This is a genomic window from Acinetobacter sp. T_3_1 (assembly GCF_025377055.1).
In the GTDB taxonomy this organism is placed as follows: Bacteria; Pseudomonadota; Gammaproteobacteria; order Pseudomonadales; family Moraxellaceae; genus Acinetobacter; species Acinetobacter kookii.
The window spans coordinates 1-14,478 of record NZ_JACHVD010000012.1 but is presented as its reverse complement, the minus strand read 5'-3'; the positions used below and the strand labels follow the sequence as shown (position 1 = coordinate 14,478).

At 43.4% G+C, this 14,478-nt stretch carries 11 protein-coding genes and 6 tRNA genes; 12 read left to right on the top strand and 5 right to left on the bottom strand.

Annotated features, from left to right (window positions below; translation table 11 throughout):
* Positions 1 to 35 precede the first annotated feature (35 nt).
* Complete coding sequence (locus H4I94_RS11450) at positions 36 to 2,075, bottom strand: M3 family metallopeptidase (protein WP_261183183.1); 2,040 nt, start codon at positions 2,073 to 2,075, stop codon at positions 36 to 38.
* 148 nt (positions 2,076 to 2,223) lie between these two features.
* On the bottom strand, positions 2,224 to 4,641 hold the full coding sequence (gene rnr / locus H4I94_RS11445; RefSeq protein WP_261183182.1) for a ribonuclease R: 2,418 nt from the start codon (positions 4,639 to 4,641) through the stop codon (positions 2,224 to 2,226).
* 267 nt (positions 4,642 to 4,908) lie between these two features.
* On the opposite strand from rnr, the gene H4I94_RS11440 reads away from it, so the two are divergent.
* The 6 genes from H4I94_RS11440 to H4I94_RS11415 all read left to right on the top strand — a co-directional run bounded on the left by H4I94_RS11440 (position 4,909) and on the right by H4I94_RS11415 (position 6,140).
* Positions 4,909 to 5,000, top strand: a tRNA-Ser gene (locus H4I94_RS11440).
* 15 nt (positions 5,001 to 5,015) lie between these two features.
* Positions 5,016 to 5,092: transfer RNA gene (locus tag H4I94_RS11435), tRNA-Arg, on the top strand.
* A gap of 58 nt (positions 5,093 to 5,150) precedes the next feature.
* Positions 5,151 to 5,227, top strand: a tRNA-Arg gene (locus H4I94_RS11430).
* A gap of 58 nt (positions 5,228 to 5,285) precedes the next feature.
* Positions 5,286 to 5,362: transfer RNA gene (locus tag H4I94_RS11425), tRNA-Arg, on the top strand.
* A 71-nt stretch (positions 5,363 to 5,433) separates the two neighbouring features.
* Positions 5,434 to 5,510, top strand: a tRNA-Arg gene (locus H4I94_RS11420).
* A gap of 553 nt (positions 5,511 to 6,063) precedes the next feature.
* Positions 6,064 to 6,140 (top strand) — tRNA-Arg (locus H4I94_RS11415).
* Positions 6,141 to 6,229: 89 nt separating this feature from the next.
* Here H4I94_RS11415 and H4I94_RS11410 read toward each other — a convergent pair.
* Positions 6,230 to 7,534, bottom strand: coding sequence for an SRPBCC family protein (locus H4I94_RS11410; RefSeq protein ID WP_261183181.1), 1,305 nt, complete (start codon positions 7,532 to 7,534; stop codon positions 6,230 to 6,232).
* 174 nt (positions 7,535 to 7,708) lie between these two features.
* On the opposite strand from H4I94_RS11410, the gene H4I94_RS11405 reads away from it, so the two are divergent.
* A complete protein-coding gene (locus H4I94_RS11405) occupies positions 7,709 to 8,206 on the top strand; it encodes a YcxB family protein (RefSeq protein WP_261183180.1) in 498 nt (165 codons plus the stop codon).
* Positions 8,207 to 8,245: 39 nt separating this feature from the next.
* On the top strand, positions 8,246 to 8,884 hold the full coding sequence (locus H4I94_RS11400) for a fumarylacetoacetate hydrolase family protein (RefSeq protein ID WP_261183179.1): 639 nt from the start codon (positions 8,246 to 8,248) through the stop codon (positions 8,882 to 8,884).
* Positions 8,885 to 9,063: 179 nt separating this feature from the next.
* On the opposite strand, the gene H4I94_RS11395 is transcribed toward H4I94_RS11400, so the two are convergent.
* Positions 9,064 to 10,311: a YihY family inner membrane protein gene (locus H4I94_RS11395; protein WP_261183178.1), complete on the bottom strand. Its 1,248-nt coding sequence runs from the start codon at positions 10,309 to 10,311 to the stop codon at positions 9,064 to 9,066.
* A 114-nt stretch (positions 10,312 to 10,425) separates the two neighbouring features.
* Here H4I94_RS11395 and wrbA point away from each other — a divergent pair, with 114 nt between their 5' ends.
* The gene (wrbA, locus tag H4I94_RS11390) at positions 10,426 to 11,022 is read left to right on the top strand and encodes an NAD(P)H:quinone oxidoreductase (protein WP_261183177.1); all 597 of its coding nucleotides are present in this window, start codon (positions 10,426 to 10,428) and stop codon (positions 11,020 to 11,022) included.
* 119 nt (positions 11,023 to 11,141) lie between these two features.
* Here the strand turns inward: wrbA and H4I94_RS11385 are convergent, their stop codons facing one another.
* Entirely contained in the window at positions 11,142 to 11,501 is a 360-nt protein-coding gene (locus H4I94_RS11385; RefSeq protein WP_092820818.1) for a hypothetical protein, read from the bottom strand.
* Between the two features lie 857 nt (positions 11,502 to 12,358).
* Between H4I94_RS11385 and H4I94_RS11380 the strand changes: the two genes are divergently transcribed.
* The 3 genes from H4I94_RS11380 to H4I94_RS11370 all read left to right on the top strand — a co-directional run bounded on the left by H4I94_RS11380 (position 12,359) and on the right by H4I94_RS11370 (position 13,739).
* Positions 12,359 to 12,736 carry a hypothetical protein gene (locus H4I94_RS11380; RefSeq protein ID WP_092820820.1) on the top strand — a complete coding sequence of 126 codons (378 nt, stop codon included), beginning with the start codon at positions 12,359 to 12,361 and terminating at the stop codon, positions 12,734 to 12,736.
* Between the two features lie 129 nt (positions 12,737 to 12,865).
* Positions 12,866 to 13,039: a hypothetical protein gene (locus H4I94_RS11375; RefSeq protein WP_165493268.1), complete on the top strand. Its 174-nt coding sequence runs from the start codon at positions 12,866 to 12,868 to the stop codon at positions 13,037 to 13,039.
* Positions 13,040 to 13,124: 85 nt separating this feature from the next.
* Entirely contained in the window at positions 13,125 to 13,739 is a 615-nt protein-coding gene (locus H4I94_RS11370) for a hypothetical protein (RefSeq protein ID WP_261183176.1), read from the top strand.
* Positions 13,740 to 14,478: the final 739 nt, after the last annotated feature.

Genomic DNA, 14,478 nt, shown 5'->3' with positions numbered 1-14,478 from the left:
CATCCTAACCTTCCGAACAATCTTAGACAGTTAGTTTAAGCGTTTTTAGAGGGGTTCGTCCAACCTTGATGACGTAATAACGCATCTATTTTTGGCTCGCGTCCGCGGAAATTGATAAACGCGTCAAGTGCTGTATCTTTTCCGCCAACTGCTAGAATAAATTGACGAAATTCTTTTCCGGTCTGAACATTAAAGATTCCTTCTTTTTCGAAACGATCGAAGGCATCACTGGCCAAAACTTCGGCCCATTTGTAAGAGTAATAGCCCGCAGCATAGCCGCCGGCAAAAATATGGCTAAAGCTATGTTGGAAACGGTTGTAACTGGCTGTGGGTGCGACTGCATATTTTTGGCGAATTTCATCCAGCGTCGCTTGTACCTGTTCGGCATTCAAAGCCGAGCTGTGCTTGTGAATATGCAGGTCAAACAGGGCAAACTCGATTTGACGCAAAGTTTGCATGCCGGACTGGAAGAAGCGGGCATCCAGCAAGGATTTAAGCAAATCTTCTGGCAAATGCAGCTTCGTTTCGATGTGTTCACTGAGCAGATCGAGGCTGTCTGTATCCCAGGTCCAGAATTCCATAAACTGGCTTGGTAGCTCGACCGCATCCCAATCGACACCATGAGTTCCTGCCACAGCAATATGGTCGACTTCGGTCAATAGATGATGCAGACCGTGACCAAACTCGTGGAACAGGGTATTCACTTCATCATGGGTAAGTAACGCTGGTTGATCAGCGACTGCAGGGGTGAAGTTGCAGACCATGTAGCAGATCGGTTTTTGCAGGCCTTGTCGGGTTTGCATGCGCGAGCGGAAACCGCTCATCCAGGCGCCACCGCGTTTGCCACTGCGTGCATACAGATCGAGATAGAAGCCGCCGACCACATTGCCTTGATCTTCCAGTTCATAATAGCGCGCATCGGGATGCCAGACCGGCGCTTCACGTTCCACAATGTTGATGCCATAGAGACGGTTCACAATGCTGAACAGGCCTTGCAAAATCTTCGGTGCAGGGAAATACGGTTTGAGTGATTCCTGCGATAAATTGAACTGTTGCTGTTTCAGTTTTTCCGAATAGTAACCCGTATCCCATGGCTGTAACTCGAAAATGCCATCCTGAATGGCAATGGTTTTTAATTCGGCAATTTCTTTGCTGGCCGGTGTGCGTGCATGTTCAGCCAGGTCGACCAGAAACTTATCTACAGTTTCGACATCCGGTGCCATTTTGCTGGCCAGCGATAACTCGGCATAGTTTTTAAAACCTAACAGTTGAGCCATTTCATGACGCAGACTCAGGATTTCTTCCATCACCTGGGTATTGTCAAATTCAGGATGTTCTGACAGGTCGGAAGCACGTGTGGTATAGGCTTTATACAACTCTTCACGCAAGCCACGGTCATCGGCATAGGTCATGATGGCCAGATAAGCCGGAATGTCTAAAGTCGCCACCGGCTGATCAAGTTCGCGTTGCTGGCCATATTGTTTAAGTAAATCGATACTGCTTTGCGGCAAGCCTTTGAGTTGATCTTCAGTCAGCGGCTTGAAGTAGATTTGTGTGGCATCCAATACATGGTTGGAGAAGTCAGATGAAAGCTGCGACAAACGGGCAGAAATTTCTGCATAGCGTTTTTTCGCTTCACCTTCTAAAGCAACCCCTGACAGTTTGAAATCGCGCAGCGCCAGTTTAATGGCACTTTGATGGGCTGCTGGAAGCGTGCTAAATACGGATGAGTCATGCACATGCTGATAGGTTTGATACAGCACCGTATGTTGACCCAGTTGGGTGTAGTATTCGCTTAATGCCGGAAGCAGGGATTGGTACAGTTCACGTGTTTCTGAATTGTTCATCACGGCATTGAGATGTGACAGCACACCCCAAGCTTCACTCATGTTGTTTTCCAGCGTATCGACCTGTTCCAGAATATTCAGCTGTGCCTGAGCATCCTCTGGAACTGCGGTTAAATCGTTTAAAAAACTTTGTCCTTGTTGAATGGCCTGTTCAATCTGTTGTTTTAAATCGGCCAGTTGAATCTGGTCAAATTGTGGAACGGGCAAGGTCGCCTTTTCTAAAGTCATTTCTAATACGCCATATCATTTATAAACTTAATAGTAGATGTAAGGCTTAGAGAGGGTTAAATCAAGGGCTATTATTTTTCAGTCGGTAAATACTTGGTAGACCAGACCTAATAAAAAGCCCTACCGGAGTAGGGCTTATATCGAAAAATTATTCTATCTTGGTTTTCGCATTCGACTTTTTCTTTTTCGGCTTAGATTTTTTCTTCAGCTTGTCTTTGGCTTTTGCATCTGCCTTGGCTGAAGATTTTTTATCTGACTTTTTGGCCGGTGCAGCAGATTTGGCTTTTGGCTTTTTCTTGCGAACCGGCTGTTCGCCCTCTTCACTCGCCACGGCTTTGGCTCGTGAACCAAAGACTTCCTCTGTGGTAGTCTTGGCCACACGTGGCGCTCGGCTACGAATCACCCGCCCGGCATGGGTCAATTGTTGCAACAGTTCAAAGTCAATCTTGCGATCTTCCAGATTCACCGCTGCCACCTTAATTTTGACTTCATCGCCCAGACTAAAGGTCTGACCACGTGCCTGACCGATTAAGCTTTGGCTGGCCTGGTCATAGACAAAATAGTCATCGCCCAGTTGGCTCACGTGAACCATGCCATCGACATACAGGTCTTTTAAGGTCACGAACAGGCCAAACTCGGCCACGGCACTGATAATCCCGACAAATTCTTCACCTAAATGCTGCTGCATATAGTGACATTTCAACCAGGTCGTGACTGAACGGGAAGCTTCATCGGCACGGCGTTCAGTTTGCGAGAAATGTTCACCGGCATCATCCAGGGCTGCACCGGAAAGCAGGAAAGGCTTCTGCTTTAAATGAGCCTTGATGGCACGGTGCAATAACAGGTCCGGGTAACGGCGGATTGGAGAGGTGAAATGGGTATAGGCATCATAAGCCAAACCAAAATGCCCGGCATTACTTGCGCCGTAATAAGCCTGCATCATGGAACGTAACAGCACCGCGTGAATGCTAGGTGCATCAATGCGGTCTTTAGTCGCATCAATGACCGCCTGATAGTCTTTTTGCGTTGGCTGTTCAGGGAAGGGCAGACCCAGCAATTTCACATATTCACGCACTTTCTGGATACGTGAAAATTCAGGTGGCTCATGCACACGGTATAACATCGGAATGTCATTTTCCAGGGCATATTCGGCGGCGGCCACATTGGCCAGCAACATGCATTCTTCAATCAGTTTATGCGCATCATTACGTGTACGCGGCAGAATTTCATTAATGCCACCCAACTCATCGAAGGTCATGTAGGTTTCGACGGTTTCGAATTCCATGGCATGACGCTGCGCCCGTAAACCTTTTAAAATCTGATACAGCTGGAACAGGGTATTCAGCGATTTACGCACATCGCGATCTTCAGGAACGGCTTTGCTGTCACCGTCAAAATACTGCGCCACCTGGGTGTAGGTCAGACGTGCTTTAGAATGCATGACCGATGGGTAGAATTCAAAACCTGTAACACGCCCGGCACGGGACAGTTTTAAATCACAAACCATACAGAGACGGTCGACATGCGGATTCAGCGAGCACAGACCATTAGATAAGGCTTCCGGCAACATCGGCAAGACAAAGTGCGGGAAATAGACTGACGTGCCACGTTCTTTAGCTTCATCATCCAAAGGCTGGTCATTACGCACATAATGGCTCACGTCAGCAATGGCCACGACCACGCGGTAACCGCCGCCTGGACGTTTTTCGGCATATACCGCATCGTCAAAGTCGCGGGCATCTTCACCGTCAATGGTGACCAGGGCCAAATCACGTAAATCGATCCGGCCCTCGCGGTCTTGTGCAGAAGGTTCCTTAAAGTGTTCCGCATCACGAATCACTTCTTCCGGAAATTCATAAGGCAAGCCAAATTCCAGAATGGTCTGCGGAATAATGATTTCAGTATCGGCCTTGTCTGCCATAGACTGAACGATATGACCGGTCGCCAGTTCTTCACGGGTCGGATAGTCATCAATTGCCACGCGAACCGAATCACCCACTTTGACCTGGGCATGTTCAATTAGTTCTTTTTCCAGGGTAATGGGTTGGTGAGCATTCGGATTGCCGGGCTGAATAAAGTATTCGCCATCGTGAACCGCCACTTTACCAATAATCTGTTTCACCCGATGCTGCACCACTTCGGTAATAAAACCCCAAGCCTTGCCTTTGCGGTCGACCGAAGTTTGACGAACCTTGACGCGGTCACCATTAAAGACCAGACGCAGCTCGCGTTCAGGCAGTAAAAGGTCTTCATGATCGGCAATCGAGGCACTGCCCAGACCTTTGGAATTGATATACACGGTGGCTTCATGCGTCGGCTGGCTGACGGCAAGCTGGAACTTGTAGCCATCTTTCATCAACTGGCCATCCCGAACCATGGCGATCAGGCGATGGCTAAGGGCATCAATACTTTTTTGATCTGCAATTTCAAAATGTTCCACTAGATCTGCATGAGATTGTGGTGCTTGTAGTTTTTCAATCGTTTCAGAAATAAGAATACGGCTGGGAATAGGATTTTCATAGCGTTCAGCTTCAGCTTTAGCTTCAGGATCGACCCAATTTTTCATAATGTCTTTGGCTTCATGTCAGAAGATAGGATTAGCATAAGTCATGCAGCAACAGACTGCACGTAAATGATTGCAATATTGTGTTTTTCAGTGCAAATTTTCGGGCCAGGTTGAATATTTCAGCAGTATTTGCCATAAAAAACAGCGAAAAGGGCAGAGCCAGCTCGGAAATTGTTTAAAAAATAGATGATTGATTAAAAATATCAGAATTTTTTGAAATCTGACTTGAAGAAACGAAGTTTAATTTGTATTATGGCGGCTCGTTACGGTGAGGTGGCCGAGTGGCTGAAGGTACTCCCCTGCTAAGGGAGCGTGGGTCTTAAAGCCCACCGAGGGTTCGAATCCCTCTCTCACCGCCACGAATAACTTGAAATGCGCTCATAGCTCAGCTGGATAGAGCACTTGGCTACGAACTAAGGGGTCGGGAGTTCGAATCTCTCTGAGCGCACCAATCAAGTTAAACGCGGCAATTTTTTATAGTAACGAATGCTGAAAAGCAACTCAAGTACGCGCTCATAGCTCAGCTGGATAGAGCACTTGGCTACGAACTAAGGGGTCGGGAGTTCGAATCTCTCTGAGCGCACCAATCAAGTTAAACGCGGCAATTTTTTATAGTAACGAATGCTGAAAAGCAACTCAAGTACGCGCTCATAGCTCAGCTGGATAGAGCACTTGGCTACGAACTAAGGGGTCGGGAGTTCGAATCTCTCTGAGCGCACCAACTTGANGCACCAATCAAGTTAAACGCGGCAATTTTTTATAGTAACGAATGCTGAAAAGCAACTCAAGTACGCGCTCATAGCTCAGCTGGATAGAGCACTTGGCTACGAACTAAGGGGTCGGGAGTTCGAATCTCTCTGAGCGCACCAACTTGAACACATCGACAGATGTAAAACTGGAAGAAACCGCACATGTTGCGGTTTTTTTTGTGCCTGAAATTTGGTGCAACTGAGCGGGTACGTTTTTTCGATGAGTGGAGATGTCTTTAAAAAAAATTAGGGCATCTTAAATATCTACTCCAGACATTCCAGATATCTGAACGAAATCTGGAGTAAAAATGCACTGGTGAAATTGATTATTTTGATCTCAAATCAATCTGTGCAATCCTCAAAAAAACAAATGTTGTTTAAAAAATAGATGAAAAATCTAATTTTGCCCAATAACTGTCCACTTGATTGCGTATTTGTTAAAAAGCACTTAACAGAATATTAAAAACGCGTATAATGCACCACATCAAGACGTCGCGCTCATAGCTCAGCTGGATAGAGCACTTGGCTACNCAATCCTCAAAAAAACAAATGTTGTTTAAAAAATAGATGAAAAATCTAATTTTGCCCAATAACTGTCCACTTGATTGCGTATTTGTTAAAAAGCACTTAACAGAATATTAAAAACGCGTATAATGCACCACATCAAGACGTCGCGCTCATAGCTCAGCTGGATAGAGCACTTGGCTACGAACTAAGGGGTCGGGAGTTCGAATCTCTCTGAGCGCACCAACTTGATCGCATCGACAGATGTAAAACTGGAAAAAACCGCATTTAATGCGGTTTTTTTGTGCCTAGAATAAATTAAATGTGTGAAAAAATTATTTCATCTTGTGTTTAATCTTTAATGCCAATACGGTATTGCCCCCTATGGCCGGTAACATGTCGTGATAAGGCATGCTTCTCATCGCTCTGAGCAGAAAGGGCGCTTGGTCATGGATTTTCATGGCACTGGTGATATTTAACAAGGTGCCGTGACCTTGCGGAATCAGCTGCATACCGCCTTTGACAAACTGCAAATCTCCACCCACTGCATCAAACTGATTTTCCAGACTGTTGGGATAGTCAAAGTGCAGCTTAAAATCGAAGGGAATATTGATCACGCCTAATCCGACTGAAATTTTGTAATCTGCATCAATGGTGTTGGGTTTAATTTTTTTCAGGTCGATCTCTTTAATCTGGCGTGGAAAAAGCTCCTGATAAGCCGGCGCACTCAGCCAGTGCTGCATCTGTTGCGGTTTTTTTGCAAAGTACTGATAGCTGCTGCTAAAACGCAAGCTTTCCAGACCGTGCGGATAGGGCACCTTGCTGGAGGGCAAGATAAAAGAAACCGGTTCCTGGGACAGTTGGCTCAGTGTGGCAATTTTTTGAACCTGGTTCGAGCTTAATGGGGCTTCGGGTAATTCTCCAGCTTTCAAGCTGTGGTAACTCGGTGTTTTAAAGTGCTGTTGCAGGGCTTCAAGTAAAAAAGCGTTGGTGCCAGAGGGAATGCCGAGTTTGGCTTCCGGAAGCGCATTCAAAATGCTGCTGAATAAAAAGCCTTTGGGATGGTTTAAGTCGCCCCATTGGGTCACGGTAATTAAGGTTTTGTTGTTGCCTAAATCAAACCATTCAATTTTGCCTGCACCATAAGGAATAGGCGCATCCAGGACAAGGGTTGAAATACTGTTCGCCGTTAAATGGTGCTGCATCAGCACATTTTCTTTAAAGTTCAAGATTGGAATGGGTGTAGGGATGGACACCTGATATTTCATCTGGGTAATGTTGCCTTGTTGTTCAACGACCTTTGCTAACTTTAAGGTCGGAAATAGCCCTTTGTACCCGTTATAGTTGCTTAAAAGCCGCGCTACGTTTTGGCTGCTGGCGGGTACCACCACCGCACCGGTATAAAACTTGCCACTGATACTGTGCGAATTTTTAAAGGTGGGTAAAGTAATTGCCTGTGCCGGATGGGCGTAAATCAAAATACGGTTTGCGGTTAAGTCAGCCAGAAGTTGGGCCTTTCCCTGGAATACACTCAGGCTACTGGGAATCTGTTCTTCCCATGGGATGATCTTTGCCGAGACCTGCGCGCCGAGCAGGCAGCACAGCACCAGCAAACTACATTTATTTTTATTGTTCTGCATGTCACATCCTGTTTATGCTTTTTAAGTGAATGATGATGTTTTAATCAATTTCAAAACGGTTGTGAAGCAAACTTATGTAATTTAGCTTGTAATGGGCCGAGCAAAAACAATAAGGAAAAGGCCGAATCTGGTGTAATATCTAGCACAATTGTTCGAATAATTTGATGATGAATCATGTCAGAGACCAAGCCTGCTGTATCGGTACGTTATTTCTTAAATCTGGAAGAATCACAAGACGGTTTTGCGCTTGCGACGTTTGGTAAAAAGCAGATTAGCCGCTTTATTACCCCCTTCGTAAGTATCGGAATTATTATTTGGGGTTTTTACCTCGGCTTTAATGGCGTGGGTCGCTATTATGTTGCGCTCGGTGCTTTCTTTTTAATTTTGCAGTTGATTATGCGTTACTGGTTTTTACCGATGATGTTTAAACGTCAATTTGTAAAATACCAGCTTGGTAAAAGTGAACAAGGCATCGAATTGTTTCAGGATCATGCGGAAATTTATGCCAATGGTCGTAAACAGATGTTTAACTATAGCGACGTGCAAAAATTTGCTACAGGTAAACTGACGTACATGATTGAATTGAAGAACCGTACCGTGGTGGTTGTGCCGAAACGTGCTTTTGAACACTCTGCCGACCAAACCGTATTTGAAAATACATTTAAAAAGTAAGCCTGAAATAACCTAACAGTGAAATAAAAAGGGAAGATCATGAGTACACGTCCATCGAAGATTGTCTGTGTCGGCCGTAGCTATGCGGACCATGCCAAAGAATTAGGCAATGCCATTCCTGATCGTCCGGTTTTGTTTATCAAGCCACCGAGTGCCTTAATGGCATTGCAAGAGGGGATTTCATGGAACCCGGCTTGGGGTAATTGTCACTATGAATGCGAACTCAGCCTGCGGATTGACCGTACTTTAAAGGCGGAGACCGATCCGGCTAAAGCGCTGGAAGCTGTGGGTGCGGTAACTTTGGGCCTGGATTTAACCTTGCGTGACTTGCAGGATGACCTGAAAAAGAAAGGTCAGCCTTGGGAACGTGCCAAAGCATATGATGGTTCATGCCTGTTGGGTGACTGGGTTGAGCTTTCAGAAGTGAAAGACTGGAAAGATGTACATTACACCTTGCATGTGAATGATGAGCTGCGTCAAAAAGGCGATACATCTTTGCTGATTTTTGATATTGCGACTTTACTTGCTGATATCAGCCAGGTCTTTACCCTGGAAGCAGGGGATGTGGTGATGACAGGTACACCGGCGGGTGTGGCTGCATTGCAATCAGGCGATCAACTCACCATGACGTTGCAAGGTCAGAGCCAGGATTTTGTCTGGAAAACCTTTGTTCAATAAGTAAAAAGATTGAATAAAAAGGCTGCTTAAATGCGGCCTTTTTAAGTTCTGAATTTTTACATGACAGTCAATTTGCATGGCTGGATCAGACATTTTTGTTTGCTCATACCTCCGCATAGTCATTGAAAAAGCCTTCATATGTGAAGACTTTTTTATGGCATCGTCAACGTCAGTTAACGCTATTTCTTTTCAAAAATAGCGGACAGGGGGATGGAGAGTTTTGCAGCCAGATAGTCATCAGATTCAACCAGTGCGGGTCCGAGTCTTTGTATCCATTCATCATCCGGGCGGATATTGGCAACATCTTTGCTGCGTGGAAGCGGGTAGGGTAGCTGTTTATAAAAGCTCCAGAAATCCACCTGAGCCAGATTGCGCGCGAGAATGTATTGATCATCATCGGTACGTTTCACCAGATTTTGCTTTTCCAGCATCAGTACATAACTTGGCCAGCGTCCAATTTCATCACGACCCAAAACCAGCAGCGCTTCTTCATCTGAAACCGTTTCGCCAATTTGCTGCTTTTTATAAAACAGCTCAAGCACGTCTAACAGCATGATTACCGGATGACGCTTCTGTTCTTTACCTGAATTAAACGCAGTCAGGCCATAACTGATTTCGACCCCCAGCAAAACAATGTTCCAGGACAGGAAAATCCATAACAGGAAAATCGGGATGGCTGCAAAAGCGCCATAGACAATTTCATAACTGGTGAAATTCGACATGATGACGCCAAACAGATTCTTCAACAATTCAAACACGACTGCACTGAATGTACCGGCAATCAAGGCGGCTTTAATTGGGACGCTGCGGTTGGGAATGGTCCAGTTTAAAATAAAGAACCCCAAAATGGTCAGGACAAAGGAAATGCCCCACAAGATAAATTCGCCGTTGACCTCATAACCGGCAAAATTATTGCTGAGTACATTTAATGAAGCCACAGTCGATGAAATAGCAAAAGCACTGCCTAACAGAATTGGACCGAGTGAAATAATAGTCCAGTAACGCATAAATCCAATGATTCCGCCTCGCGTTTCCTGAACCCGCCAAATCCGGTTAAATACGGTTTCGATACTAGAAAGCATCATGACTGTAGTCACAAACAGGAATAAAATACCAATTACTGTCAGGTTGCTGGATTTATCGGTAAAGGCATTAAAGGCCTTGTCAAAGGCGATGGTGGTTCGGGGCAGAAAATGGCTGTAAATCAGTTGTTGTAATTGCTGTCTTGCTGGTTCCAGAGCTTTAATGGAAGAAATGATTACCAGAAAAACCGTCAGCATGGGAACTACTGCAAACAGCGTGGTATAAGTCAGAGAAGCTGCCTGATCACGACAACGATCGGCTTCAAAACGTCTGATAACAAATAAAGCAAATTGAAACCAGGTCTCATTATAAAAAGGAAGTTTTTTTAAATACTTTTCTAACATAGTGATGAAGTCTCAATTTTTTTAGTCGTCTTTATGAATTTTCAATACCAAGCTTAACCAAAAAATGGGAAAAATACCGTATAGTTTTCTCTTTTGGCTTTGTTTATAAAAATTATGCAGTCTTATGTCCTTGTTTTATATTACAGCAAATATGGTTCAACCAAAGAAATGGCGCATTTAATTGCCAATGGAATTGAATCTACAGGTATGGCGATAAAAATTCGTACGGTGCCTAATCTATCCACTGTGGTGAAACAGGCTGAACCGAGTATTCCGGAGGAAGGGGATATTTATTGCACCTTGGATGATTTGGCCAATTGTTCAGGTTTGGCTCTGGGCTCGCCTACACGGTTTGGCAATATGGCCTCCGAGATGAAATATTTTTGGGATCAGACCACCAGTCTGTGGCTGAATGGCGCCTTACATCAGAAACCGGCCTGTGTCTTTACATCTTCAGGTTCTATGCATGGCGGGCAGGAAAGTACATTGCTGACTATGCTTCCGCCCCTGTTTCATCATGGCATGATGATTATGGGTCTGCCGAATGCCAACCCGGCATTGTCCAATACCAAATCGGGTGGTACGCCGTATGGAGCAAGCCATGTGAGTGGTCCACGCCATGATTTGGGACTGAGTCAGGATGAAAAAATCCTGTGTGAAGAGCAGGGTAAGCGCTTGGGCGATGTGGTTAAAAAATTGCAGGCAAACTGATTTTTTATTGAGAAACTGGGTTCAACTCACCCTATCCTTAAAATATAGAGATAAAAAAGGACCATTCTAAAAATGAATGGTCTTTTTTATTGCAATTTAAAGTTTAAGTAACTGAATGCTTATGCTTTTTCTTTAAAGCGATGCTTGCATTTTAAGCATTTATAATCCAGGAACACATTTTTATCGATAATGACTCCGGCTTTTTTACCGAAAATATTACCGAGTACCCCGCCTGTCACCCCTACGGCAATGGCACCTACAAAGGTGCCTACAGTACCACCGAAAATCACTCCTAATGGTCCGGCAATTGCCCCAATTGCGGCCCCTGTGGATGCACCTGTTGCGGCCCCACCGACTGTTCCTGCGGTTGCCCCGGCTGAGGTCATTAAAATTCCACTAATGGTCTTTAAATTCTTTTCATGATCACGTTTTTCAACTTCAGTCGATCCACATTTAGGACATTGCATAGAGTTTTCCATCAACAAGTTAGCTTGACCGATCTTGGGCTATATGGAATAGAGCGGGCTTCAAGGTCAGCGGGTATTTATGACATGTTGCAACAGTATGTCTGTTCTACATCTGGATGTCAGGAACATTTCATACCAACCTGATTCTAGTTGAAATAAAGTCAAAACAGTTTATCTGAGTTGTAAACACATTCATTCTTCATCGAATAGGAGGGATTACGGATGGGTTTTTAAGTGTTCATCAGCTCTAAAAGCATGAGCAATCGCTTCATCCTGCAGGTTCTGCAACCTCAAGCAGGGTGAGGCTGCTCCGGTCCTCTGTTCAAGTTTCATTTTAAGTGTGCTTGAGTTTAATTCTATGGAGGCTGGGAGGGGGAGAATGCCGATTTGGGGGATAGAGGCAAAAAATTACCTTTATCTCAAGGTTTCTTTATAAATAGGTTTAACTGTGATTGATTAATTATATTTTTAATAAAATATGATGAAAATCACACTTATAAAGAAGTCCTCATAAAATCGAAATTTACCATTCTATAAAATAAGTGAAGAACATAATTTCATACTTTATTAGCGAAATTATTTATTACTGTTTAGATAAAAAATATATTATTTTAATCAAGTTTTTTATGTGAATTTTATATTCAAAAAATTTTTATATAATGATTTATTACAAATCACAAATAAATAACAAATCCTTATTTTTTTAATATAAAACAAGTGGATAACTTTTTATAAAAAACAGAAAAAATGTGAATCTGGATAAAAATTGCCTTTTATTTTTTTTATGTGATTTAATTTTACTTAGATTTATTAAAACTTATTTGGGTTAAAGATAAATGAACATCTCAGGTCAGAGGGCTTCAAAGATTATGAGAATATTAATGATCAATCTGGGTTTATTTTGTTACTGTTTTCTGAACACTGCTTATGCTACATCGGATGAATGGAGTCAGCGCTGGAAATCATCAAGTGCCCGTTCCAATGAGAATCTGGTGCAGGCAAATCTGATCGAGCTCAAGGATTCCGATTATTATTCCGGCTTGGGAAAAACCATCATCAATAGTACCCATACCCGCTCTATCGGTACGGTAAATACCCCGACCAACAATATCAATATCAGTGGTGCAAATAACGACATAGACATTTCCAGTGATACTGCGAATGACGGGACTTTAAATTCGACGACTACTCAAAATAATCCGCAATGCCCTAACTTAAGCACCCCATCGGGAGACTCGCTATGCTGAATTTTCCGTTCACCCAAAACAGCAGATCTTCTGGGGGGTATCTATGTCCTGTTTGGGCATTTGCTTTCAAGCCGCATCGGCTTGCCATTCTCAAGCAAGAAGCCGTTCAGCCTGGTACAGGAGCCTGAGATGAATAAACAGGACTTGATTAAATCCATCAGCAGGAAACAGAACTCATCTTCTTTAGGTAAGACAGATGACCGGAAGGATAAGAAAGACCAGCAAGAGGGAGAGACTTCAATGCTGGAGGATGTCCGCCCCGAAGTGGTCGAGAATTACTGGTCAATCACGCAGCTTGATTAAAAGCACTATGAAAATGGGCTCGCTCCCATGATCAGAAGAAGTACTTAGCGAGAGGTGCTTCAAAACGTGAAAAGGAAGAACAGCTATGAAAAAAACTGTTAAAACAATCGCCTTATCCGTCGCCTTCCTGACTGGTGCAGGCATGGCAAATGCTCAAGACACGGAAGTGGCTGTAGATACGGGTCTGGAAACGGCTCTGGCTACTTTATCCCAGCAGGTCACCAATGGCTCTGCGCTTAACCTTGCAGTCAATACAGCGGATATTAATGCAAGCGTCAACACAGAGGGAGGTTTTGATGCTGTCAATAATTTTGAAAACACCATAGAGACCTCGGCCCTGGGTGCTGTAAATACAGGTAATCTTGCTGTAGAGCAAGGCAGCCTGAGTGCTCTGAGTACGGGTATACTCAATGCAACGCTTGATGATCAACAAAGTCAATTGGAGTCGTTGACCGATACTGAGACCGATTCGTCATCACAGATCGAAAGTGTGCTTGGTCAAAGTCTTGATGCCAGCTTTAATGAGGAGTTGAATCAAACCTTGAGCAATTACAGTGTAGCCAATGTCGCCTTTAACTCTGGCGCTATTGACGCATCTGTAAATACAATCACAGAAGGAACCGAGAATAATATCAACGGTATTAAAACTTCTGCCATTGGTGCGGTGAATACGGGTAGCATCACCGTAACCGTAAAGTAACCCCGTTTTCAACATGACTAAAGGTTTAACTATTGGTAAATAGTTAGGCCTCTTTTTTAAATAAATTATTGATTTAATTGATAAGAATAAAATCATTAACCTATTCTGGGGGCAGATTCCTTTTGCACGGGACGGATGGGGAAGACGAAATTACCTATGCCCAGCTTTTTTGTATTTGATTAATCAATTGAATCAGCCAGATCAAGGCTGCTATTCATTCCTGCCCCCGGCTTTATGGCTGGGGTGGAGGCATTTTTTGAAATGGAAATCATCCTGCTAAAAAAAATTTATCTTTCTACCNTATTTGATTAATCAATTGAATCAGCCAGATCAAGGCTGCTATTCATTCCTGCCCCCGGCTTTATGGCTGGGGTGGAGGCATTTTTTGAAATGGAAATCATCCTGCTAAAAAAAATTTATCTTTCTACCAGAATTACTTTATAAATACGCTTAACTGTGATTGGTTAATTATATTTTACTAAAAAAGTAGAAGTGCGTCACATTTTGGAAAGAGTTCCAATAAAATCAAAGTTTACAACTTTCTAAAATTGAAAATGATCTAATAGCTGAAGTTTTTGGATATGAAATTTTGATTTTTTTAATATATAAAAAATATTATTTTAATTAAAATTTTGATGTAAATTTTAATTTTAGGGAATTGTTACATAATGATTTCTTACAATTAAAAAATAAACAATAATTAACAATTTATTAATAATAACAACAAGATAATTTGTTA

Coding starts and splice junctions, on each gene's coding strand:
- H4I94_RS11450 (WP_261183183.1), bottom strand. CDS start 2,075: ATGACTTTAGAAAAGGCGACCTTGCCCGTTCCACAATTTGACCAGATT.
- rnr (WP_261183182.1), bottom strand. CDS start 4,641: ATGAAAAATTGGGTCGATCCTGAAGCTAAAGCTGAAGCTGAACGCTAT.
- H4I94_RS11410 (WP_261183181.1), bottom strand. CDS start 7,534: ATGCAGAACAATAAAAATAAATGTAGTTTGCTGGTGCTGTGCTGCCTG.
- H4I94_RS11405 (WP_261183180.1), top strand. CDS start 7,709: ATGTCAGAGACCAAGCCTGCTGTATCGGTACGTTATTTCTTAAATCTG.
- H4I94_RS11400 (WP_261183179.1), top strand. CDS start 8,246: ATGAGTACACGTCCATCGAAGATTGTCTGTGTCGGCCGTAGCTATGCG.
- H4I94_RS11395 (WP_261183178.1), bottom strand. CDS start 10,311: ATGTTAGAAAAGTATTTAAAAAAACTTCCTTTTTATAATGAGACCTGG.
- wrbA (WP_261183177.1), top strand. CDS start 10,426: ATGCAGTCTTATGTCCTTGTTTTATATTACAGCAAATATGGTTCAACC.
- H4I94_RS11385 (WP_092820818.1), bottom strand. CDS start 11,501: ATGGAAAACTCTATGCAATGTCCTAAATGTGGATCGACTGAAGTTGAA.
- H4I94_RS11380 (WP_092820820.1), top strand. CDS start 12,359: ATGAGAATATTAATGATCAATCTGGGTTTATTTTGTTACTGTTTTCTG.
- H4I94_RS11375 (WP_165493268.1), top strand. CDS start 12,866: ATGAATAAACAGGACTTGATTAAATCCATCAGCAGGAAACAGAACTCA.
- H4I94_RS11370 (WP_261183176.1), top strand. CDS start 13,125: ATGAAAAAAACTGTTAAAACAATCGCCTTATCCGTCGCCTTCCTGACT.